Below are 13,387 nucleotides of genomic sequence, written 5' to 3' on the forward strand. Positions count from 1 at the left end.
CCCATGGCTGAGGGTGGTTTCAAGCCGCTGCTGGCCAAGCTGGTCGACGGCCAGACCCTGACCACGGCCGAGGCCGGCGACTTCTTCGCCGCCTGTCTGCGCGGCGAGCCGACGCCGGCCCAGGTCGCCGCCGCCGTGACCGCCCTGCGGATCCGCGGCGAGACGGTCGAGGAGATCGCCGCCTTCGCCCAGGCGATGCGCGATGCGGCCGTGACGCTGGACCATCCCTATGACGTCATCGACACCTGCGGCACCGGCGGCGACGGGGCCCACACCTTCAACATCTCGACCGCCGCCGCCCTGGTGCTGGCCGGCGCGGGCCTGAAGGTCGCCAAACACGGCAACCGCGCCATGAGTTCGAAATCCGGGTCATCGGACGTGCTCAGCGTCCTCGGCGTCGACCTGACCGCGGGACTGGCGCAGCAGCGGCAGGCGCTCGACGAGGCCGGCATCGCCTTCCTGTTCGCCCCCGCCTACCACGGCGCCATGCGCCACGTCGGACCGGTCCGCGCCGAGATCGGTTTCCGCACCGTCTTCAACCTTCTGGGACCGCTCTCCAATCCAGCGGGCGCCAAACGTCAGGTCATGGGCGTCTATGATCCGCGCCTTGTCGAGCCGCTGGCCGAGGTGCTGGGCCGGCTCGGCGCGACCCGGGCCTGGACCGTCCACGGTCAGGGCCTCGACGAACTGACCACCACGGGACCGACCGAGGTGGCGGAGTGGAAGGACGGGGTCGTCCGCCGTTTCACCGTCACGCCCGAGGACGCCGGCCTGCCCCGCGCCGACATCGAAGCCCTGCGCGGCGGCGACGCGGAGACCAATGCGGTGGCCCTGACCGCCCTGCTGGCCGGGGAGACCGGTCCCTATCGCGACGTCGTGCTGTTGAACGCCGCCGCCGCCCTGGTGGTCGCGGACAAGGCGCCGGACCTCAAAGTCGGCGTGGCCCTCGCCGCTGTCGCCATCGACGAGGGCAGGGCGGCCCGGGCGCTCGCCGATCTGGCCCGCATCACCTCGATGCCGCCGCCCGTTGCCGAAGACCCCGCATGACCGACATCCTCGACCGTATCGCCGCCTACAAGCGCGAGGACGTGGCCGCCCGCAAGGCCGCCCAGCCGCAGGCGGAGATCGAATCCCTGGCGCTGATCGCCGGCATGCCGCGCGGCTTCCGCAGCGCGCTGGAGCGCCGCGCCGCGCCCGGCCGCCCCGCCCTGATCGCCGAGATCAAGAAGGCCAGTCCATCAAAGGGCCTGATCCGTGCGGACTTCGACCCGCCGGCCCTGGCGCAGGCCTACGAGGCGGGGGGCGCGGCCTGCCTGTCGATCCTGACCGACGGCCCCAGCTTCGAGGGCGCCGACGACTATCTGATCCAGGCCCGCGCCGCGGTCGCCCTGCCCTGTCTGCGCAAGGACTTCCTCGTCGACCCCTGGCAGGTGGCCGAGAGCCGCGCCCTGGGCGCCGACTGCATCCTGATCATCCTGGCTATGATCGACGACGTTCTGGCCGGCGAGCTGCTATCCGAGGCGAAACGCTTCGGTATGGACGCCCTGATCGAGACCCACGACGAGGCCGAGATGGAGCGCGCCGCCGCGTTGCGCGGGGATCTGGTCGGCATCAACAACCGTTCCCTGCGAACGTTCGACGTCGACCTCCGCGCCACGGCCCGCCTGGCCCCGCTGTCGCCAGCGGGCTCGCTTCTGGTGGCCGAAAGCGGGATCTTCAGCCCGGCCGATGTCTTGGAGGTCTCCAGCGCTGGCGCCGCGGCCATCCTCGTCGGCGAAAGCCTGATGCGTCAGGCGGACGTGACGGCCGCGACGCAAGCTCTGCTCGCCTAGGGTCTTCCTTCTCCCGCTGGGAGAAGGTGGCTCGCGAAGCGAGACGGATGAGGATCGGACCTCACCAGCAGCGCACGACACTCGCCGTTTCGCGCAAGACCGATCGCGCCGCTCTCGGGCGCTCAGGCCCCCTTCCACCGGGAGAGGGTATTCGCCTCTGCCGTTAAGTTGACATTAGGCAAGAACACTTACAGAACATCGGCAACGGTTCACGACTTGTTCTGGAGGCGATTCCCACCATGCTGACGCGCAAGCAGCACGAACTCCTGATGTTCATCCATGAACGACTCAAGGAGACCGGCGTTTCGCCGTCGTTCGACGAGATGAAGGAGGCGCTGGATCTGGCGTCCAAGTCGGGCATCCACCGGCTGATCACGGCGCTGGAGGAACGCGGCTTCATCCGCCGCCTCGCCCACCGCGCCCGCGCCCTTGAGGTGACCAAGCTGCCGGAACAGGCGACGGCGGGAGCTGTGCGTGGCCGCGCGGGCTTCACCCCGGCGGTCATCGAGGGCGGGGGCCGCAGCCCTGCCGCCGAGCCCGCCAACGACACCCGCGAACTGGTTCTGGTCGGCAAGATCGCCGCCGGCGTGCCCATCGCCGCCCTGCAACAGGACCACGGCCGCTATCAGGTGCCCGAATCCATGCTGGGCGCCGGCGAGCACTACATGCTCGAGATCGAAGGCGATTCGATGATCGAGGCCGGCATCCTCAACGGCGACCTGGTGGTCATCAAACGTGTCGACACCGCCGCGTCCGGCGAGATCGTCGTGGCTTTGGTTGAAGGTGAAGAGGCGACGCTCAAACGCTTGCGCAAGAAGGGCAATTCCATCGCCCTGGAGCCCGCCAACCGCAACTACGAGACCCGCATCTTCGGTCCCGACCAGGTCGAGGTCCAGGGCAAGCTGGTCGGCCTGATCCGCCAATACCACTAGACGCCGTCACTCGGGACCACATCCGCCGCATCGGGATCGCTGATGCGGCTCCAAGGCCTGTCGCCCCGCACATCAGTGGCCCAGACCGCGCGCCAGCCCTGAGCGGTGCGCCACAACTCGACTGAACCGCCCTGCGCATAATCCAGTCCGTCGAGCACCAGTTTTCCATCGCAGCTTGGCGGCAGGTCTTGGACAACGGCTCGGACGCTGACCAGCGGCGCTGAGGCGCACAAGGCGGCGAGCTGGCCGGCGTCCGGCGCGGCCTTCCCCCACCACAGGGCGATGGGCGCCCTATCGGTTTTGGCCGGAGCGCAGCTTGATCGCGCGCAGACCCATCCGTCTTCGGGTCGTGGCTCCAGCGTCAGCCCGCGCCGCCGCGACCACAGGTCCGCCGCGAACTGCCGCACGCCCGGCCGCACCACGACCGCCTTGCCCGCCTCGCTGAACGCCGCGTTCGTTCCGCCATCCCCGATCCAGAGCGTCGGTGTGGGCGCGCGAGGCCACAGCAGGACAGCGCAGGCGAAGGGCAGGCCCAGCCACCGCAGCCGCCCCTGCCACAGGCACAGGAAAAGGACGCCGAGGAACGAGATCGGCAGCACATGGTCCGGCGCGCTGGCGATGGTCTTCACCGCCCCTGGCAGCCCCGCCGTCCAGTGACCGATGGCCAGCATCAGGTCGACTCCCTTGCCGGCCACCCACAGGAACGGCCCGCCCAGCCCGATGGGCTCCAGCAAGGCTCCCAGCGCCAGCGCCGGCATCATCACGAAGTCCGCGATAGGCGACGTCGTCAGGTTGGCGAGCAGCCCGTACATGGCCGCCCTGTTGAAATGCTGGACCGCGAACGGTCCGGTCGCCGCGCCGGCCACCAGACTGGCCGTCACGGCGATCAACAGCCAGTGCCGCGCCGACTGGAACGCCGCGATCGGCCAGGGCACGGACAGCTCCCGTGTCCTCGGCGGCCAGCCCTCCGACAAGGCCACCAGGGCCGCCGTCGCTGCGAACGACATCTGGAAGCCCGGCGTCACGATGGCCTCAGGCTGAAGGATCAGGACAACCATCGCCGCCAGCGCCAGCGCATGCATGGTGATCGCCGGCCGGTCCAGCAGGATCGCCGCGAAAGCGACCGACGCCGTGATCGCCGCCCGCTGCGCCGGCGGGGGCGCGCCGGACAGCACCAGATAGCTCCACACGGCGACCAGCCCCGCGACCGCCGCCACCTTCTTGCCCGACACCCTCAGCGCCAGCCACGGCCAGGCGGCGACGCCAAGCCGGACAAGGAAGAAGGCGAACCCGCCGACGATGGCCATGTGCAGACCCGAGATCGACAGGATGTGCGCCAGGCCGGAATCCCGCATGGCATCGAGGTCTTCGCGCGCGATCCAGGTCTCATGGCCCGTGGTCATGGCCGCCGCGATCCCGCCCGTCCGCTCGCCCAGCCGGGCGACGATCCGCTGCGACAGGGCGAACCGCGCGCCGTTGACCGCCATCGACAGCCGCAGTCGCCATGGCGGCGGCGCCAGATACGCCTCCCGCGTCTCGCCCAGTGCGAAAGCCGTGCCGCCGAGCCTCTGAAACCAGGCGTTGCGGCCGAAATCATAGGCCCCGGGACTGGCCGGGGGCGGCGGCGGATTGAGGATGGCGAACAGCCGGATCGCCGAGCCCGGGGTCGGCGGCTCCCCCCGCACCGTCGCCCGCAGCCGGATTGGCGTCGCCTCGGGCTCCAGCCCCCGGATCCGCACCGGCGCGACGACGATCCGATGGCCGCGGTCGCCCGGGCTGTCGACATCGACGACCCAGCCCTCGACGACGGTCGGCTCCGCCAGCGCCGGCGCGATCGGCGCCGCCACCGCCTCCGCCCGCAGCCTGGCGCCCGCGAGCCCCAGGAACAGGCAGGCGACCAGCATCAGCGGCAGGGTAACAGCCCGACCCCGCCTCAGCAGCTTCGCGCCCAGCCACACCCCCGTCGCCGACACCGCCGCGACCGCCGGTGGCCACAACGGCGGCTCCTGCCTCAGCGCGAAATAGACCGCCGCCCCGCCGCCGAAGGCCACCGGCGCCCACAGCCGCCAGCGCATCGACTGGGCCAGCACCTCGTCCCAGGCCCAGGCACGAAGACGCGCCGACAGGCTGGGCTTTGCCGCATCGGGGGGTATAAGGGCGGCCCGTTCGGACCCCTCCCCCATGCCCACAGCCTCCTCTCCCCAGGTCGTCACCCGCTTCGCCCCCTCGCCCACCGGCTACCTCCATATAGGAGGCGCGAGAACGGCGTTGTTCAACTACCTTTACGCGAAAGGCCGCGGCGGCAAGTTCCTCGTCCGCATCGAGGACACCGACCGGGAGCGTTCGACCGACGACGCCGTCAAGGCGATCTTCGACGGCCTGAGCTGGCTTGAGCTGTTCGCCGACGAGGAGCCGGTTTTTCAGCACGCCCAGGCCGACCGGCACCGCGACGTCGTGGACCAGTTGCTTGAGCTCGGCGCTGCCTATCGCGACTTCACAACCGCGGAGGAGACCGGCCGCCTGCGCGACGAAGCCAAGACCGAACGCCGTACCTTCGAATCGCCATGGCGCGACCGCCAGCCGACCGTCGACGACCTGTCCCAGCCGCACGTCGTGCGCTTCCGACGCCCCCTGCCGGGCCGGGTCATTGTGCCGGACGCCGTCCAGGGCGAGGTCAGTTGGGACGCGAACGATCTGGACGACCTGGTCCTGCTGCGCTCCGACGGCGCCCCGACCTATAATCTCGCCGTCGTCGTCGACGACCACGACATGGGGGTGACGCATGTCATTCGCGGCGACGACCATCTGAACAATGCCGCGCGCCAGTCGCTGATCTATGACGCCCTGGGCTGGAACCGGCCCGTGTTCGCCCACATCCCGCTGATCCACGGCCCCGACGGCGCCAAACTGTCGAAGCGCCACGGCGCCCAGGCGGTCCATGAGTATGCCGACATGGGCTATCTGCCCGAGGCGATGCGCAACTATCTGGCTCGTCTGGGCTGGGCCCATGGCGACGACGAACTGTTCGGCGACGAACAGGCGCGGGACTGGTTCGATCTGGACGGCGTCGGCAAGGCGCCGGCCCGACTGGACTTCGACAAGCTGGCCCACGTCAATTCGCACTGGCTGCGTCTGGCCGCCGACGAGCGGCTGGCCGGCCTGACGCTGGACGCCCATCTCGCCAGGGGCGCGCCCCTCAACGAGGGCGACGAGGCCCGCCTCCAGCGCGCCATGCCGTTCGTCAAGGATCGCGCAAAGACCCTGCTGGAACTGGCGGATCAGACAGCTTTCGTTCTCAAGACCCGTCCGCTCGAACTCGACGAAAAGGCCCGCGCCCTGCTGTCCGGAGAGACGGTCGAACGCATCGCCCGCGTCCGCGCGCGTCTCGCCCTGTTCGAAAGCTGGGACGTGTTTGCCCTGGAGGCCGAGCTCAAGGCCTTCGCGGAGGAAGAGGGCGTCGGCTTCGGCAAGATCGGCCCGCCGATGCGCGCAGCCCTGACTGGCGGGATCGCTTCGCCCGACATCGCGCGCACCCTCTCGGCCCTCGGACGCGAAGACGCGCTGGGGCGCTTGGATGATGCGCTGCAACAGACTAAGTGAACGGCCATAACAATCGGGGTCCGGGTTTCTCGCGTCCGGACAGAACACGAAAGCAAGGGCGCCAGATGACCGAAGCCTCCAAATCCGCCGGGTCGGCGACCCTGACCTACGGCGACAAGTCCGTCGAACTGCCGGTCCTGTCCGGCACGACCGGACCTGACGTTATCGATATACGCAAACTGTACGGCGCGACCGACGCCTTCACCTTCGACCCGGGCTTCACCTCTACGGCGGCCTGTGAAAGCGCCATCACCTATATCGACGGTGACGCCGGCATCCTGCTGCACCGCGGCTATCCGATCGGCCAGCTGGCCTCGAAGTCGAACTTCATCGAGGTCTGCCATCTGCTGTTGCACGGCGAGCTTCCGACCGCCGCCGAGTACGCGGCGTTCGAGGAGACGATCACCCGCCACACCATGCTGCATTCGCAGTTCGACCGCTTCTTCGAAGGCTTCCGCCGCGACGCCCATCCGATGGCGATCATGGTTGGCACGGTCGGCGCCCTGTCGGCCTTCTACCACGACAGCCTGGACATCCACGATCCGGTCCAGCGCAACATCTCGGCCATCCGCCTGATCGCCAAGATGCCGACCCTGGCGGCCCGCGCCTACAAATACCACATCGGCCAGCCGTTCGTTTCGCCGCGCAACGACCTCAGCTACGCCGAGAATTTCCTGCGTATGTGCTTCGCCGTTCCGGCCGAGGACTATGTCGTCGATCCGAAGATGGCCAAGGCCATGGACCGCATCTTCACCCTGCACGCCGACCACGAACAGAACGCCTCGACGTCGACCGTTCGCCTGGCCGGTTCGTCGGGCGCCAACCCCTTCGCCTGTATCGCCGCCGGCATCGCCTGCCTGTGGGGTCCGTCGCACGGCGGCGCCAACGAAGAGGCGCTGATGATGCTCAAGGAAATCGGCACGCCCGACAAGATTCCGGAGTTCATCCAGGGCGTTAAGGACAAGAAATACAAGCTGATGGGCTTCGGCCACCGCGTGTACAAGAACTACGATCCCCGGGCGACGGTGATGAAGGAGTCCGCGGACGAGATCCTCGAACTGGTCGGCGACAAGAACGATCCCCTGTTCCAGGTCGCCAAGGAACTGGAGCGCATCGCTCTTTCGGACGAGTATTTCATCGAGCGTAAGCTGTTCCCGAACGTCGACTTCTATTCGGGCATTACCCTCTCGGCGATGGGCTTCCCGACCTCGATGTTCACCGTCCTGTTCGCCCTGGCCCGCACGGTGGGCTGGATCGCCCAGTGGGAAGAGATGCTGGCCGATCCGGCGCAGAAGATCGGCCGTCCGCGCCAACTCTACACCGGTCCGACAGAGCGCGATTACGTGCCGATCCAGAACCGGGGCTGATACAGCCGCACAGACAAGACGCCGGGGCCCGCGCCCCGGCGTTTTTCTTTGTCCGGACACGATCGGGCGCTGTCCGGACAAGACTTCGCTGGCGCAGAGAGCGGTCGGGCGCTCAGGTGCCGGCATGACCCAGACCCCCGACACCCGTCCTCCGGACACGCCGACCACGACAGACGCGGCGCCGTCAGGCATGGCCGAGATCATCGACACGGTCCGCACCATCGCTGTCGCCCTGGCCGCTGCGGTCGCGATCCAGACAGTCGCCTTCCAGCCCTTCACCATCCCCTCGGCCTCGATGGAGCCCGGCCTGGTCGTCGGCGACTATCTGGTGGTCTCCAAGTTCGCCTATGGCTGGAGCCGCGCCTCCCTGCCCTTCAATCCGCCCCTGCCGTCGGGGCGACTGTTCGAGCATCTGCCCAACCGCGGCGACGTCGTCGTCTTCCGCCGGCCGAGCAACCCGCAGGAGACCTGGATAAAGCGGGTCATCGGCCTGCCCGGCGACACAGTGTCGGTCTCGGGCGGCGCCGTGACGGTCAACGGTCAGGCCCTGTCCCAGCGGGCGCTCGGCCCGGGCCTCGATCTGGACGCGCCCGCACGGCCCGTGGAGCAGGTCGAGGAGCGTCAGGTGGATGGCCGCGCCTACATCACCTTCGATGCCGGACACGGGCTTGAGGGCGACGATCGCCCCGCCCGGATCGTGCCCGAGGGTCAGTTGTTCGTCATGGGCGATCACCGCGACAACTCGCTGGACAGCCGCTGGTCTGGAGACGTCGGCGTAGGCCTGCTGCCGGTCACGAACGTCGTGGGACGCGCCGAACTCGTGGTTGCCTCGTGGAAGCCGGGTGCCTCGCTCTGGAAGCCTTGGACATGGTTCAACCTGAGGCCAGGCCGGATCGCCCACCGTATACGCTAGCGGGCCTGAAACTCCGCGAAGGAGACGACGCCGTCATGGTTGGCGTCCATCTGGTCGAAGGCGGCACGGGATCCCGGCAGGGCCTGGGCGATCGACGGCGCCGCGGCCGCGCCGATGACGACGCCCGCGATGGCAGCAGCCAGCACCTGCCAGGCCGTCATCGTCCGGTGCGCCTTCGGAGCCGTCGGAGCCTCGCTCTCGATCTGGCGGCGCACGACCTCGCTCGCGGTCAGGCCGGCCGCGCGGCAACGCTCCATGAAGGCAAGCTTCGCGGCGTGCGGCAGCCGGATTTCCAGCGTCTCGCTTTTCTTTGGCAGGCGAGGAGAGGTCATTCGACGGTCATCCAGAAGGATCAGCGGCCGGAATCTAGGGCGGATGCGCCGTTTGATCCAGAGGCGCCCGCGATGATCGTCAGAACCGCTTCGGCGGCCAGGGCCGACGGGTCCTCGCCTCCCCTGCCCATATAGTCCAGCGCCTCCGTTTGGCGCCGGGTCTGGGCCGCCCGCGCGTCGGGATTGCGAAGCAACCGACCGACCTCGGCCGCGACCTTCTCCGGCGTCGCATCGGTCTGGATCAGCTCGCGCGCGATTTCCTCGTCCGCCGCGTGGTTGAACAGGGTCGCGTATCTGCCTGTGAAGAAGGGCTTCATGATCGCGTAACTGAGCGGCGCGAACCGGTAGGCGATCACCATGGGCGCGCCCGCAAGCGCCAATTCGGTCGAGACCGTGCCGCTGGTGGCGAGGGCCACACCGGCCGCCTTCATCGCCGCGTATTTATCGGCTTCACTGACCACGTGGGTCCGGAACGGCCAGGCGGCGATACGCGCCGTCACGTCGTCCGCGACCGTGCCCGCAACGACGACCGCAACCTCCAGGCCCGGACGCTCCGTCTTCAGTTTCTGGATCGCCGCCTCATAGACGGGCGTCATCAGGCGGATCTCGCTCGGGCGGCTGCCGGGCATGACCAGCAGCAGGGGCGCATCGGCGGCGATCCCCCGCGCGGCGCGGAAGGCCACCGGATCCGCCGTGCCCATGTCGATGTGCAGCGCCTGCGGGCCCACCACGGTCGTGGCCAGGCCTTGGCGCTCGAACCACGGCGCGTCGAAGGCGTAGAGGGCCAGCAGATGATCGACCGCGCCCGCCAGAGTCTTCGCCCGGCCCGGTCGCGAGGCCCAGACCTGGGGGCCGACGTATTTGATCAGCGGCACGCCGGGCAGCACCAGCCGCAGCGCCTTGGCGACCCTGATGGTGAACCCCCAGCTGTCGATCAGGACCACTGCGTCGGGCCGCTCGCGCACCGCCAGGGCGACGGTATCGGCGACCCTCGCCTTGACCCGGCCATAGGCCCGCAACCCCTCCAGCCAGCCGAGGATGGACAGCTGGGCGATGTCGAAAGGGCTCTCGACGCCCTCGGCCGCCATCTTCGGGCCGCCGACGCCGACGAAGGCGATGTCCGATAGCCGAGCTCGCAGGGCCTGCGCCAACCCCGCGCCCAACGAATCGCCCGAGGCCTCGGCGGCGACCAGCATGACTTTCACGACCGGTCCTCGCCCCAGACGAACAGGCCCAGCCGATCCGCAGCCTCGATGATCGCGGGCCGGTCGATCAGGATCAGCTTGCCCGCGACCCCGCCGACGCCCGCCAGCCCGGCGGCGGCGGCCATCTCGATCGTCTGTGCGCCCATGACCGGCATGTCGACGCGCAGGTCCTGGATCGGCTTCGGGGCCTTTCCTAACGCCCCTTTCGGATTGCCCGTGGCGCCGCGCAGATCGCCGGGCAGCCCCGCAACCCGGGCCAACATGGCATCGGTGCCCTCCTGGGCTTCGACCGCGAGGACCAGACCGTCGCACACGACCGCGCCCTGTCCGATATCCAGTTCGCCTGCCTTTTCAGCGACATGCAGTGCTTTCCTGAGGTCTGAAAGCTGGGCTTCATCCGGCGTGACGCGGCCCAGGGCGCCGACCGTCAGGGTCTCGCCGCCCAGAATGTCGTCGGCCCCTTCGATGGCATAGCCCTCGTTCTCGAACACCGACAGGATCTTGCGCAGCAGGGCGTCGTCGCCCTTCGTCGCCGCCGCGATGATTCCCGGCAGCACCAACGCGCCCTTCAGATCGGGCTTCAGAGCCTTGAAGTCCGGACGGTTCACGGTCCCGGCAAAACAGACGGCGACACAGTCCGCCGCCTTCAACGCCGCCAGCACCCGACCGATCTCGGCCAAGCCCGCTTCCAGTCCCGGATAACGGATCAGATGCGGGTCGGCGAAGCTGGTCAACCGCACCACGAACACAGGCCGCCCCTCGGCCTCGCACCGCGCCGCAATCGCCAGCGGCAGGGCGCCCCCGCCCGCGATGACACCGAGCTTGCCGGCGCTCATGCCGCGCCGTCGCTGGTCGAACGCGCGATTGGCGAGTCTGACGCACTTGACGTCCCGACTGATCGGATTGGTCCCGATTCCTGGTCAGTTTGGCGTGGGGTTTTGATCATTCGCCCGGCAGGCACAAAGGCCGTTTGCCGTCCTCGCGGATGAAGGCGACGATCTCCATGATCTCGGGCAGGTCCGCGTAACCGGCCTCGACCGCATCGAGCCGGTCCGCGAACACCCCTTCGCCTTCAAACAGGTCCCGGAAAGCCGCCAGCAACCGGCGCACAGCGTCCTTGCCGTAGCCTTTCCGCTTCAGCCCGATCAGGTTCAGGCCGTGCAGCTGAGCATGGTTGCCCCAGGCCGAACCATAGGGGATCACGTCGCGCGTCACGGCCGCGAGACCGCCAACGATGGCGCCCTGCCCCACCCGGCCGTTCTGGTGCACGGCGCAGAGGCCGCCGAGGAAGACCTTGTCGCCGATCCGCGCATGGCCGCCCAGGGTCGCGCTGTTGGCCATCACCACATGGTCGCCGACGACCGCATCGTGGCCGACGTGGGCGCCGGTCATGAACAGGCCGTTAGAGCCGACACGCGTCACGCCCGATCCCTGCGGCGTGCCCCGGTTGAAGGTGGCGTGCTCGCGGATCGCGTTGTCCGAGCCGATCTCCAGCCGGACCGTCTCGCCCTTGTAGCCATTGTGCTGGGGGTCGCCGCCGATGACGGCGAAGGGGTGGATGACGGTGCGGGCGCCGACCGAGGTGTCCTGCTGGACCACCACATGGCTGACGAGATGGACCCCGTCCGCCAGCGTCACGCCAGGTCCCACGATGCACCACGGCCCGATCGCCACGTCCGCACCCAGGTCGACCGAGCCGTCGACGATGGCGGTGGGGTGGATATGGCTCATGGCGTGACGGGCTGGTTGACCGTGACGACCATGGCCGCGAAGTCGGCTTCGGCCGCCAGCTTGCCGTCGATGAAGGTCTCGCCCCGGAACTTGAAGATGTCGCCGCGTTGTCGGGTCACGACAACGTCCATGCGCAACTGATCGCCCGGCCGCGCGGGCTTCCGGAAGCGAACGCCGTCGATGGACATGAACATGATGACCTTGCCCTCGACGGCGACGTCCAGGCTCTTGGACATCAGCAGCGCGCCAGTCTGGGCCATGGCCTCGACGATCAGGACGCCCGGCATGACGGGATCGATGGGGAAGTGGCCTTGGAAGAACGGCTCGTTGTGCGTGACGTTCTTGATGCCCGTGATCGACGTGCTCGCCACGAAGGCCTCGGCCTTGTCCACCAGCAGGAACGGATAACGGTGGGGCAGCCGGCGCATGACCTCGGCGTAGTCGATCTTCACCCCAGGCTCAGTCATCCGTCCGCTCTCTTTTTCGCCCCGCCTGTTTGGACACCCAGACAGTTTCACGCAAGAACTGACGGATCGGTTTGGCCGGATAGCCGGACCAGGTTTCACCCGCCGGAATGTCGGCCAGCACCCCTGCGCCCGCCGCTACCCGCGCGCCGACGCCGATCCTGAAGTGGTCGCCCACGCCCGCCTGGCCGCCGAACATGACGCCGTCTCCGATCGTCACCGACCCCGAGATCCCCGTCTGGCCCGCGATCAGGCAGTTGCGACCGATGACGCAATTGTGGGCGATCATGACCAGATTATCGATCTTCGTGTTCTCGCCGATCACCGTGTCATCGAATGCGCCCCGGTCGATACAGGTGTTGGCGCCGATCGTGACACCGTCCTGGATGATGACGCGCCCCAACTGCGGCACGTCCACCGGGCCGGTCGTGCCGCCGGCGGCGCCGAACCCGGCCTCGCCCAGCCGTGCGCCGGCATAGATCTTCACCCGATCGCCGATCAGGGCGAATCGGATGGTGACATTGGGGCCAATATCGCAGTCGCGGCCGATCTGAACTCCGGGGCCGATGACGCTGTTGGCGCCGATACGGCTGCCTCGCCCGATGCGCGCGCCCTGACTCAGGATCGCGCCCGACTCGATCACCACGCTGTCGTCCTCGCAAACATCGACAACCGATGTCGCAGTCAGCCGGATGGGGCGATGCAATGCAATTGCGCAAGCGGCCCAGGCCGCCTGAGGCGTGCGGGAGACTATGACCGCCGCCCCGGTCGGAGCGGCGTCCACGGCTTCACTGGGCAGGATCACGCAGCCGGCCGTGGTGGCCTGCAACGCTCCGAGGAATTTTCGGTCGCCGAGGAAGGCCACGGCCCGACCATCCGCCGTGGCGAGCGGTGCGACCCGCGCGATGCGAACATCCGAAGTGCGAACGACCTCGCCGCCCGTCAGGGCCGCGAGGTCGTCGACGCCGAGCGGACTCAGCGTATCGAAAAAGCGGGCGTCGGGCGTCATGC

General features: G+C 68.6%; 13 protein-coding genes. 6 read left to right on the forward strand and 7 right to left on the reverse strand.

The features are described 5' to 3' along the window. Positions 1 to 3 precede the first annotated feature (3 nt). From trpD to lexA, 3 genes are all read left to right on the forward strand, one after another. Positions 4 to 1,047, forward strand: coding sequence for an anthranilate phosphoribosyltransferase (gene trpD / locus ACP7AZ_RS02640; RefSeq protein ID WP_426035790.1), 1,044 nt, complete (start codon positions 4 to 6; stop codon positions 1,045 to 1,047). After that, complete coding sequence (trpC, locus tag ACP7AZ_RS02645) at positions 1,044 to 1,832, forward strand: indole-3-glycerol phosphate synthase TrpC (RefSeq protein ID WP_426035792.1); 789 nt, start codon at positions 1,044 to 1,046, stop codon at positions 1,830 to 1,832. Before trpD ends, trpC begins: the two co-directional genes overlap by 4 nt. Before the next feature lie 239 nt (positions 1,833 to 2,071). Further along, a complete protein-coding gene (gene lexA, locus ACP7AZ_RS02650) occupies positions 2,072 to 2,764 on the forward strand; it encodes a transcriptional repressor LexA (protein ID WP_303695772.1) in 693 nt (230 codons plus the stop codon). On the opposite strand, the gene ACP7AZ_RS02655 is transcribed toward lexA, so the two are convergent. Beyond that, positions 2,761 to 4,947 carry a ComEC/Rec2 family competence protein gene (locus ACP7AZ_RS02655; protein ID WP_426035795.1) on the reverse strand — a complete coding sequence of 729 codons (2,187 nt, stop codon included), beginning with the start codon at positions 4,945 to 4,947 and terminating at the stop codon, positions 2,761 to 2,763. The genes lexA and ACP7AZ_RS02655 overlap by 4 nt on opposite strands. On the opposite strand from ACP7AZ_RS02655, the gene gltX reads away from it, so the two are divergent. From gltX to lepB, 3 genes are all read left to right on the forward strand, one after another. Continuing rightward, positions 4,946 to 6,364 (forward strand): glutamate--tRNA ligase, encoded by a 1,419-nt coding sequence (gltX, locus tag ACP7AZ_RS02660; RefSeq protein ID WP_426035797.1) that lies wholly within the window; start codon positions 4,946 to 4,948, stop codon positions 6,362 to 6,364. The genes ACP7AZ_RS02655 and gltX overlap by 2 nt on opposite strands. A 65-nt stretch (positions 6,365 to 6,429) precedes the next feature. Beyond that, the gene (gltA, locus tag ACP7AZ_RS02665; protein ID WP_426035799.1) at positions 6,430 to 7,731 is read left to right on the forward strand and encodes a citrate synthase; all 1,302 of its coding nucleotides are present in this window, start codon (positions 6,430 to 6,432) and stop codon (positions 7,729 to 7,731) included. A 124-nt stretch (positions 7,732 to 7,855) separates the two neighbouring features. Further along, entirely contained in the window at positions 7,856 to 8,644 is a 789-nt protein-coding gene (gene lepB / locus ACP7AZ_RS02670) for a signal peptidase I (protein ID WP_426035801.1), read from the forward strand. Here the strand turns inward: lepB and ACP7AZ_RS02675 are convergent. The 6 genes from ACP7AZ_RS02675 to lpxD all read right to left on the reverse strand — a co-directional run bounded on the left by ACP7AZ_RS02675 (position 8,641) and on the right by lpxD (position 13,385). Beyond that, entirely contained in the window at positions 8,641 to 8,976 is a 336-nt protein-coding gene (locus tag ACP7AZ_RS02675; protein ID WP_426035803.1) for an EF-hand domain-containing protein, read from the reverse strand. The genes lepB and ACP7AZ_RS02675 overlap by 4 nt on opposite strands. Before the next feature lie 20 nt (positions 8,977 to 8,996). Beyond that, positions 8,997 to 10,172: a lipid-A-disaccharide synthase gene (lpxB, locus tag ACP7AZ_RS02680; RefSeq protein ID WP_426036074.1), complete on the reverse strand. Its 1,176-nt coding sequence runs from the start codon at positions 10,170 to 10,172 to the stop codon at positions 8,997 to 8,999. Between the two features lie 5 nt (positions 10,173 to 10,177). After that, positions 10,178 to 11,017: a UDP-2,3-diacylglucosamine diphosphatase gene (gene lpxI, locus ACP7AZ_RS02685; RefSeq protein WP_426035805.1), complete on the reverse strand. Its 840-nt coding sequence runs from the start codon at positions 11,015 to 11,017 to the stop codon at positions 10,178 to 10,180. 106 nt (positions 11,018 to 11,123) lie between these two features. Continuing rightward, entirely contained in the window at positions 11,124 to 11,912 is a 789-nt protein-coding gene (gene lpxA, locus ACP7AZ_RS02690; RefSeq protein ID WP_426035807.1) for an acyl-ACP--UDP-N-acetylglucosamine O-acyltransferase, read from the reverse strand. After that, entirely contained in the window at positions 11,909 to 12,379 is a 471-nt protein-coding gene (gene fabZ / locus ACP7AZ_RS02695) for a 3-hydroxyacyl-ACP dehydratase FabZ (protein ID WP_426035809.1), read from the reverse strand. The genes lpxA and fabZ overlap by 4 nt, the downstream gene beginning before the upstream one ends. Continuing rightward, the gene (lpxD, locus tag ACP7AZ_RS02700; protein ID WP_426035811.1) at positions 12,372 to 13,385 is read right to left on the reverse strand and encodes a UDP-3-O-(3-hydroxymyristoyl)glucosamine N-acyltransferase; all 1,014 of its coding nucleotides are present in this window, start codon (positions 13,383 to 13,385) and stop codon (positions 12,372 to 12,374) included. The genes fabZ and lpxD overlap by 8 nt, the downstream gene beginning before the upstream one ends. Between the last annotated feature and the right edge of the window lie 2 nt (positions 13,386 to 13,387).

This window comes from Brevundimonas sp. DC300-4, from assembly GCF_049897365.1.
Taxonomy (GTDB): Bacteria; Pseudomonadota; Alphaproteobacteria; order Caulobacterales; family Caulobacteraceae; genus Brevundimonas.

What these genes read in the sequence shown, in the direction of transcription:
- lpxD (WP_426035811.1), bottom strand. Translation starts at nt 13,385, where the DNA reads ATGACGCCCGACGCCCGCTTTTTCGATACGCTGAGTCCGCTCGGCGTC.
- fabZ (WP_426035809.1), bottom strand. Translation starts at nt 12,379, where the DNA reads ATGACTGAGCCTGGGGTGAAGATCGACTACGCCGAGGTCATGCGCCGG.
- lpxB (WP_426036074.1), bottom strand. Translation starts at nt 10,172, where the DNA reads ATGCTGGTCGCCGCCGAGGCCTCGGGCGATTCGTTGGGCGCGGGGTTG.
- lpxA (WP_426035807.1), bottom strand. Translation starts at nt 11,912, where the DNA reads ATGAGCCATATCCACCCCACCGCCATCGTCGACGGCTCGGTCGACCTG.
- trpC (WP_426035792.1), top strand. Translation starts at nt 1,044, where the DNA reads ATGACCGACATCCTCGACCGTATCGCCGCCTACAAGCGCGAGGACGTG.
- ACP7AZ_RS02655 (WP_426035795.1), bottom strand. Translation starts at nt 4,947, where the DNA reads ATGGGGGAGGGGTCCGAACGGGCCGCCCTTATACCCCCCGATGCGGCA.
- lexA (WP_303695772.1), top strand. Translation starts at nt 2,072, where the DNA reads ATGCTGACGCGCAAGCAGCACGAACTCCTGATGTTCATCCATGAACGA.
- lepB (WP_426035801.1), top strand. Translation starts at nt 7,856, where the DNA reads ATGACCCAGACCCCCGACACCCGTCCTCCGGACACGCCGACCACGACA.
- gltX (WP_426035797.1), top strand. Translation starts at nt 4,946, where the DNA reads ATGCCCACAGCCTCCTCTCCCCAGGTCGTCACCCGCTTCGCCCCCTCG.
- trpD (WP_426035790.1), top strand. Translation starts at nt 4, where the DNA reads ATGGCTGAGGGTGGTTTCAAGCCGCTGCTGGCCAAGCTGGTCGACGGC.
- gltA (WP_426035799.1), top strand. Translation starts at nt 6,430, where the DNA reads ATGACCGAAGCCTCCAAATCCGCCGGGTCGGCGACCCTGACCTACGGC.
- ACP7AZ_RS02675 (WP_426035803.1), bottom strand. Translation starts at nt 8,976, where the DNA reads ATGACCTCTCCTCGCCTGCCAAAGAAAAGCGAGACGCTGGAAATCCGG.
- lpxI (WP_426035805.1), bottom strand. Translation starts at nt 11,017, where the DNA reads ATGAGCGCCGGCAAGCTCGGTGTCATCGCGGGCGGGGGCGCCCTGCCG.